Annotated in this window: 6 protein-coding genes and 1 pseudogene; 4 read left to right on the forward strand and 3 right to left on the reverse strand. The window is 34.6% G+C overall.

Going from position 1 to position 5835, the window contains the following annotated elements; genetic code table 11:
• Both Q7P22_RS07905 and Q7P22_RS07910 read left to right on the forward strand, forming a co-directional pair.
• A partial coding sequence (locus tag Q7P22_RS07905) for a glycoside hydrolase family 1 protein (RefSeq protein WP_369695509.1) occupies positions 1–1298 on the forward strand: 1298 nt, incomplete at its 5' end.
• Positions 1298–1747, forward strand: coding sequence for a PTS glucose transporter subunit IIA (locus Q7P22_RS07910; protein WP_303862814.1), 450 nt, complete (start codon positions 1298–1300; stop codon positions 1745–1747). The genes Q7P22_RS07905 and Q7P22_RS07910, both read left to right, overlap by 1 nt.
• Before the next feature lie 285 nt (positions 1748–2032).
• Here the strand turns inward: Q7P22_RS07910 and Q7P22_RS07915 are convergent, their stop codons facing one another.
• The 3 genes and pseudogenes from Q7P22_RS07915 to Q7P22_RS07925 form a co-directional block, all read right to left on the reverse strand.
• A complete protein-coding gene (locus tag Q7P22_RS07915; protein ID WP_303862817.1) occupies positions 2033–2806 on the reverse strand; it encodes a formate/nitrite transporter family protein in 774 nt (257 codons plus the stop codon).
• A 24-nt stretch (positions 2807–2830) separates the two neighbouring features.
• Positions 2831–3577, reverse strand: a complete 747-nt coding sequence (locus tag Q7P22_RS07920; protein ID WP_303862819.1) for a PAS domain-containing protein — start codon at positions 3575–3577, stop codon at positions 2831–2833.
• Positions 3578–4070: 493 nt separating this feature from the next.
• Positions 4071–4274, reverse strand: a pseudogene (locus Q7P22_RS07925) (HU family DNA-binding protein); the annotation flags it as partial.
• 193 nt (positions 4275–4467) lie between these two features.
• Here Q7P22_RS07925 and Q7P22_RS07930 point away from each other — a divergent pair.
• Complete coding sequence (locus tag Q7P22_RS07930) at positions 4468–4677, forward strand: hypothetical protein (RefSeq protein ID WP_303862822.1); 210 nt, start codon at positions 4468–4470, stop codon at positions 4675–4677.
• A 734-nt stretch (positions 4678–5411) separates the two neighbouring features.
• Positions 5412–5735, forward strand: coding sequence for a hypothetical protein (locus Q7P22_RS07935; RefSeq protein ID WP_303862825.1), 324 nt, complete (start codon positions 5412–5414; stop codon positions 5733–5735).
• The last annotated feature ends 100 nt before the right edge of the window (positions 5736–5835 follow it).

The following is a 5835-nucleotide window of genomic DNA, read 5'->3' on the forward strand; positions in this document are numbered from 1 at the left end:
AAAAATATATTTTTAGTCCTAATGTACTCTTAAAGCATAAGTTTTCATATTATCCATCATACAAAGCAATTGATTTTTATGATCATTACGAGTCAGATATTAAGCTAATGAAGGAATTGGGAATAAAGTCCTATCGTATGAGTATTGCTTGGACTAGAATTTACCCTAAAGGTATTGAAGAACAACCTAATGAAAAAGGACTAGAATTTTACGATAAGATTTTTGATTTATTAAATCAAGCCAACATACAGCCCATGGTTACTCTTTCACATTTTGAAATGCCACTTTATTTAACTGAAAAATATAATGGCTGGGCTAATAAAAAAGTTATTAATTTGTTTGAAAAATATGCTAAAACTGTTTTTCTAAGATATAAAGATAAAGTTAAATATTGGCTTACCTTTAATGAAGTAAACAGCGTAACAGCGATGCCCTTTCATTCTGGTGGTGCCATAACTGATGATAAATCACAAATTACTCAATTAGGATATCAATGCTTACACAATCAAGCTGTCGCAGCAGCAAAGGTAAATAAACTTTGTCATGAAATCATTCCTGATGCCAAAATTGGTTGTATGATTCAATATTCTCCTGTTTATCCTTATTCTTGTCACCCAGATGATGTTTGGGCTGCTCAAAATTTTGAACGTACTAGAGAAACATTTGCAACTGACTTATTTGTCAGAGGAGAATATCCTTTTTACACTAAAAGACTATTTGACCAATTAAATATCAAAATTAGTACTACGCCTGATGAATTGAAGATATTAAAAGAACATCCGGCAGATTTTATTGCTATTAGTTACTATATGAGCTTAACAATGGCGAGAAAAGATTTTATGTCTCAAACAACGGAGGGCAACATATTTTCTGGTTTAAAGAATCCTAATTTACAATCTACCAAATGGGGCTGGCAAATTGATCCTAAAGGATTAAGAATAGCCCTTAATCAACTTTTTGATAAGTATCAAAAACCAATTTGTATTGTAGAAAATGGGATTGGAATGAAAGAAAAGCTCGTTAATGGAACTGTTAATGATCAAGGGAGAATATCTTATCTTCGAAGTCATATTAAAGCATTAGAAGAAGCATCAGATGATGGTGTTAAGTTGATGGGATATTACGTCTGGTCTATTTTCGACTTGGTAAGCAATAGTACTGGCGAAATGAGCAAAAGATACGGCTTGGTCTATGTTGATGTCGATGATGATGGAAAAGGTACATTTAATCGTTATAAAAAAGCTAGTTTTAACTGGTATAAAAATGTAATTAAAACTAATGGAAAGGAACTTGAATAATGCCTGAAGAAATTTATGCACCGGTTAGCGGTGTAGTAAAAGATATTACATCTAGTACTGATGACGTATTTGCTCAAAAAATTCTAGGAGATGGGATTTTAGTTGAACCAAACAGCGATTATATATATTCACCTGTTTCTGGAACCGTCCAAGGATTACAACAGACATTGCATGCTCTGACAATTAAAACCGATGCGGGCAATAATCTTTTGCTACATTGTGGGATTGATACTGTTGAAATGAATGGAAAGCCATTCAAGTCATTTGTTAAGAATGGTGATCATGTTGATGTAGGTGATAAATTATTGCGGATGAATAGAAAAGAAGTTACAGATGCTGGACACAGTGATGAAATACTGATGATCTTCCCAGAAACCTCTAAAAAGATTGAGAAGCAAGAAAAAGACAAAGAAGCATCCTCTCGTCAGATAATTGCAGAAATCGGCTAAAGGTAGCTTATCTTAGTAAAAAATATTATATAACTTTCCCCCTCTGTAAAAGTCATTATTGGTGATGAATATAAGCACTAGTAATGGCTTTTTTATTTTGCTGAAAAAACTTCGAAAAAATGCTCAATGTCCACAAACTGTACTTTGTGGACATTGAAAATTTTATTCTTATGAAAGTGGAAATATAAATTTGAAGATTTAGGAATTGAACATAATAAAAGATCTAAAAGTTAGATTACTTTTAGATCTTCCAATACAATCGAATAATTATTCCATTTTAAAAATTTAATTATTTTTTGATCTGCTTGCTAACCAATATGGTAGAGCAACAAATATAATGCCACCAATCATATTCCCAATAGTTGCCCAAAGCAAGTTATACCAAAGTCCACCCATGCTGACCACTCCAGCTGCTTTGACAGGATTCATCAACGCAACGATCAAAGTCGTCATGTTAGCAACTGAGTGTTCAAAGCCAGATGAGAAGAAGGCCAATAAACACCACCAAACCATAATCAACTTAGCTGTGTCATCTTTTGTTTGAAAACCTGACCAAACAGCCAAACAAACTAAAATATTACACAAGATAGCACGCAAAACTAATTGCATTGCTGATGCTGACATCTTTGCCGCAGCTGCCTTGGTAAATGTTGCCGCAACTGCCGGCATATCTAAACCGGAAGCAGTAAAGATCCAGCTTAGAAGCAAAGCTCCAACTAAATTACCAATCCAACATACAAGCCAGAGAAGCAAAGCCTGGCCAAAATTGACTTTCTTTTCAAATAATCCTGAACCCATTACAAAGTTATTTCCTGTAAAGAGCTCAGCGCCAGGAATAATTACTAAACTGAGCGCTACACCGAAGATTAAGCCCTTTATCAAACCGGATGCAGGATTATTACCTAATTGGGCACCTACCGTAAAAGCTAATAAAATTCCAAAGCCAATGTACATTCCTGCGAGCATTGACAAAACGAAATATCCTAACGGATTATTTTTCAATAAATTGAATTTTTTGATGGAAGCATTTGCGGCTGCGTCATACGCGTCTTGATACATAACTGTTCTCCTATTCTAATTCAATTAATGCTCAGAAGCACCAGAAGTTGTGTCAGGTTCTTCCTTCTTTTCTTCCTTAACTTCTTCAGCCTTGGTTGATGCACCGCTTGAAGCGTCAGGATCAGAATTGCGACGGTAAGTTGCACCAGTTGAAGCATCATCGTCAACAACTAACTTTTGACCAGTAGTTTCGCAGAAGTACTTAACAAGTGGGTATAAATCTTGAACCCATTCGTAAATACCAACGTAATTGCCCTTATCATCTTCAACACGCTTGTAATAGTGCAAAACAAGTTCCTTTAAATTACCGGTTGGAACAGGCATGTAAACATCATCATGACCTGCTTCCTTAGTGCGAAGTGCGTGAACAACCTTCTTGGCATTAGGAATAACATCGCGAACATCAGGGTGAATATCCTTCATGTTGTCGCCGACTTGTTCAGGCTTTCTACCAGCCTTCATCTTGTAGTTTGGATCAACTGGACGGTTGTACCACAAGAATTGGTTGTTATCATCAACAAAAGTCATTTCACCAATAGTGTTGCGAAGCATCCAGTTGATTTGGTTTACTGTTAAAAGTCCTGAATCAAGCTTAACATAGTCGTCACCTTCAGCAGCGTTCACCTTCTTAGCTGCCTTGTCGAGCCAGTTAGGATCTTCCTTATCAATGCCAACAACAGTGGTTCCGGCAACTGATTTGCCATCAGCGTTGAAGTTTTCCTTCATGTAGTCGTCACGGCTCATATCTTTAAGCCATTTTGGTTCTGCCATAATAAAAACTCCTTTTCAATCAATTACTATTATTTTGTAAGTTTAAATTAGCATATTTTGCATGCGCTTTCAATCACGTGACATGGTGTCTCCGTCAGGACGAGAGGTTTTATGAAAAGCTGTTATTGTTATGCTTAAAAATCGATAATTTGCATGACTATCATCTAATTTAAGAAAGCAAGGAGGTAAAAATGTTATTTTTCTTCCTATTTATCATGATTTTTTAAAATACGAAAAAAGTTTTGTTTTTTTATAAAAATAATGTTTTTGAAAAGTATCCTTTTACCGAATCCATAAATAAGCATTGTATGACTTAAATAATAAATTACCAAGCCAAAATAATAAAGAAGACCATAGAATAAGGCTCACAGCATTTAATTAAAATTATCTCTAGTACTTAAAACCCTCCTTTATTCTATAAATGGTTTCTAAATTGAAGAAATTTATTTAAAAAATAAAAACTACCCAAAGTAGGGTAGCATATTTTCTTGTTTTATTTATTAACGCTATCTTTTAAAGCTTTGCCTGATTTAAAAGCAGGATTCTTAGTTGCAGGAATAGTGATTTCTTTTCCTGTTTGTGGGTTACGGCCTTTGCGAGCAGCACGATCACGAACTTCAAAAGTACCAAATCCAATTAATTGAATTTTGTTACCATTAACTAAATTATCTTGAATAGATTCCAAGTATATCAAGCTTAGAAGCCCGTTTTTGAAGCCATATTAGAGATGGCAAAAATGTAATATTATGCTGAAATAATCTGATACTACAAGAATACAATGCTAATATAACAATATAGCAAGATAACAATGTAATAAGATGGTATAGTAATAATATGCTATAATGTTAATGTAACATAATAACATAGTAACAAAGTAGGTGAAAGTAAGGATGGTAGAAATAAAACCAAGAAAGAAAACAAGCGGTGAACTGGTAACCTCGATAAACTCAAAGCAGTTGGATTTTCAGTATAGCAACTTGGATGATCTTTTTGATAAGTTTGTCATTTTTATTGATGGCTCACCAGAGATGATTATGAAAAAGACCTACCAAAAGAAAAACATGATGGAGAAGAAAATTATATTGATTATAGAGAAATAAGCATGGATCACGCCCTATATCTTGAGGGAGAGAGCTTTTACAGGCTTAACAACAAGGGCAGAATTTACGCTTACCTGGAGTAAATGACAAGAATCTATGTACCAGACCGTTCTAAAATTAATTGGTAGCTGGCAGCAAATAGCATGAAACAAAGTAAGCCTATAGGTAGTGTTATTTACACTAAAGGCACTAAAAGACTTGAGGGAGTAGCGATTTGCTACTCCCTTTTTTGATGCTTAAACCTGGAATTATTAGTATTGTGAAATAGTTTCATCCCTCCCAGGGGATGAAATATAGAACGTAAAGGCTCTATATAAATGCTTGCACATGTAAATGTCCTTTTTAGAACATTGCGAGGAATCAGAGACCCAAAAAAAGAGACGGCAGTAAAACGGCTCAGACGTTGACCAGCGTACCAGATGGTACAGAGGTAAGATCATCAAGCTAACTAAGAAATGCCCAGGTGTGAAGATGCTGACAAATGTACCTAGCGTACGCTTGTATTTTGAACAGATAACAGAAAAGGAATTAGTAAAGCACAAAAATATTCAATTTTTGCTAGGCTAGATCAATTTAAAAGAAGATCATGTGCAATTATAGGCAGTTAGCTTAAAGCCACTTAGAAACGAAAAATAGAGGGTAATCTGAGCAAGTGCTTCATAAATCTGTGTTTATGCAATATTTTTGAGAGAATGCTACCTCAAATACCCTCACTCCCATCATATGATGAAGCAATGAAAACTAATCGCCATGTATATGATCGAATAATAGCCCCAGTACTTAAAGGGAGTGAAAGACTTGCACAACCTGATGAAAGAGTAATTATTAGATATTCCTTCATAGGAAGCAATGCAAAGCCATTATATTATGATTCATTAGACTATGATTCCTTCATTAATGCCGATCTTATAATCGAAGAATGGAATCAATATCCAGAAACGGATCTTGAAAAATGGGACAAGAATAAAAAGATGATAAGAAAAACAGAAAGTAAAAACAGAAAAACTCTAAAGACGAAAAAATGCTGCTTAGGTTTACTGAAAAATAGAGAAAAATAATTACCCTGATTTAAAATTGAAGTGCAACACAAATAGAACTTAAACAAACATACTAACCTAGTGTTAGGCGATCATTCGACGGAATGACTGCCTAACACTT

The organism is Alkalibaculum bacchi (assembly GCF_937875145.1).
GTDB lineage: Bacteria > Bacillota > Clostridia > Eubacteriales > Alkalibacteraceae > Alkalibaculum > Alkalibaculum bacchi_A.

Coding starts and splice junctions, on each gene's coding strand:
- Q7P22_RS07910 (WP_303862814.1), top strand. CDS start 1,298: ATGCCTGAAGAAATTTATGCACCGGTTAGCGGTGTAGTAAAAGATATT.
- Q7P22_RS07930 (WP_303862822.1), top strand. CDS start 4,468: ATGGTAGAAATAAAACCAAGAAAGAAAACAAGCGGTGAACTGGTAACC.
- Q7P22_RS07915 (WP_303862817.1), bottom strand. CDS start 2,806: ATGTATCAAGACGCGTATGACGCAGCCGCAAATGCTTCCATCAAAAAA.
- Q7P22_RS07920 (WP_303862819.1), bottom strand. CDS start 3,577: ATGGCAGAACCAAAATGGCTTAAAGATATGAGCCGTGACGACTACATG.
- Q7P22_RS07935 (WP_303862825.1), top strand. CDS start 5,412: ATGAAAACTAATCGCCATGTATATGATCGAATAATAGCCCCAGTACTT.